Below are 1,404 nucleotides of genomic sequence, written 5' to 3'. Positions count from 1 at the left end.
ACCAGCACCCGATTCTCCAGGTGATACCGCACTGCCCGTGCCAGGACTAGGCGTTCCATGTCGCGGCCTTTGCGGACGAGGTCGGCAACGGTATCGCGGTGACTGACCCGCACCACGTCTTGCTCGATGATCGGCCCTTCGTCCAGATCTTCGGTGGCATAGTGGGCAGTCGCGCCGATGATCTTCACCCCCCGTTGATGGGCGCGGTGGTAGGGGTTGGCTCCGGCAAAGGCGGGCAGGGTGGAATGGTGAATGTTGATGACCGGCGGGGCTTGGCGGAGCAGCGACCCACTCAAGACCTGCATGTACTTGGCCAACACCACCAGGTCAATTCGATATTCCTGCAGGAGAGCGAGCTGACGGGCTTCGGCTGCGGCTTTGCCCTCTGGAGAAACGGGGATGTGGTAGTAATCGATACCGAAGGAGCGGGCCACCGATTCCAGGTCGGGGTGATTGCTGATGATCAAGGGGATCTCGGCGGGCAGTTCTCCCGCCCTTTGCCGCCAGATCAGATCCAAAAGGCAGTGGCTTTGCTTGCTGGCCCACAACGCAATGCGACGGCGAGTGTCGGAAAAATGCAGTTCCCAGTTGGCTTGGATCCCACGGGCAATGCCTGAAAAGGCGGGGACAATTTCCCCTCGCTCCAGTTGGAAGCCCTGCAAGTCCCACTCGATGCGGCTCAAGAACAGTCCTGCTTCGGGATCCGTATGGTGATCGGCGTGAATGATGTTGCCGCCGTAGCTGTAGATGAAGCTGGAGAGCTTGGCTACCAACCCTTTTTGATCGGGGCAAGATACCAACAGGGTGGCACTGGGCATAGGTGGACAAAAAGCCTCAACCTTCTTACCGTAGGGCTGGGTTTTACTGCGGAGCAAGCCGTTTTCAATCTACCCGGTTGATCGCTTCCAACAGCCAGGGATCCACCGGCTGGCCATCCCAACGCTTTAGGTCGATGCGAATCCACATCGCCGCAGAAGAGCCGGCAGGGGGCAGTTCCTGGTGAAACGAGATCTCATAGTCGGACGGGTTCTGACCATGTTGCCGCAGCCAGGTCTCCACCTTGGCAGGAGCGAAGTAGGACTGCCCTTGCTCGAACAAGCGCGTAATTTCCATGCCGAAGCAAAGGGGGTTAAAGCGGGGCATAGACTAAGCAGCGTCTGCGGTTTGAGCGTCGTCGGCTACGGATGGGACGGGATCCGTCTCTGGGGGGGGCGTATCGGCAACTGACTCGGTGACTGCTGTTCGGGAAACCTTGGGAGGGGCGGCAGCCGTTGTCCCGCGGGTGGCTTTTTCCAGCTCTTGGGCCTCTTTGTTCAGTTGCGCCTCGAACTCTCTGGAAGCGTCCTGCAGGCTGCGCAGGGTTTTGGCCAGCGTGCGACCGATCTCCGGCAGTTTGCGGGGCCC

3 protein-coding genes are annotated in these 1,404 nt (G+C 59.9%); all 3 read right to left on the bottom strand.

Going from position 1 to position 1,404, the window contains the following annotated elements:
• The coding region (gene purU / locus NW820_RS08820) for a formyltetrahydrofolate deformylase (protein ID WP_414407277.1) at window positions 1-818 on the bottom strand (818 nt) is incomplete at its 3' end.
• Between the two features lie 64 nt (window positions 819-882).
• Complete coding sequence (locus NW820_RS08815; RefSeq protein ID WP_414407276.1) at window positions 883-1,113, bottom strand: hypothetical protein; 231 nt, start codon at window positions 1,111-1,113, stop codon at window positions 883-885.
• Between the two features lie 33 nt (window positions 1,114-1,146).
• Window positions 1,147-1,404 (bottom strand): twin-arginine translocase TatA/TatE family subunit (locus NW820_RS08810; RefSeq protein WP_414407275.1); only part of this gene is annotated, 258 nt, incomplete at its 5' end.

It is taken from the genome of Synechococcus sp. R55.7, from assembly GCF_047461955.1.
Classification (GTDB): Bacteria; Cyanobacteriota; Cyanobacteriia; order Thermostichales; family Thermostichaceae; genus Thermostichus.
This window is presented reverse-complemented; position numbering and strand designations above follow the sequence as displayed.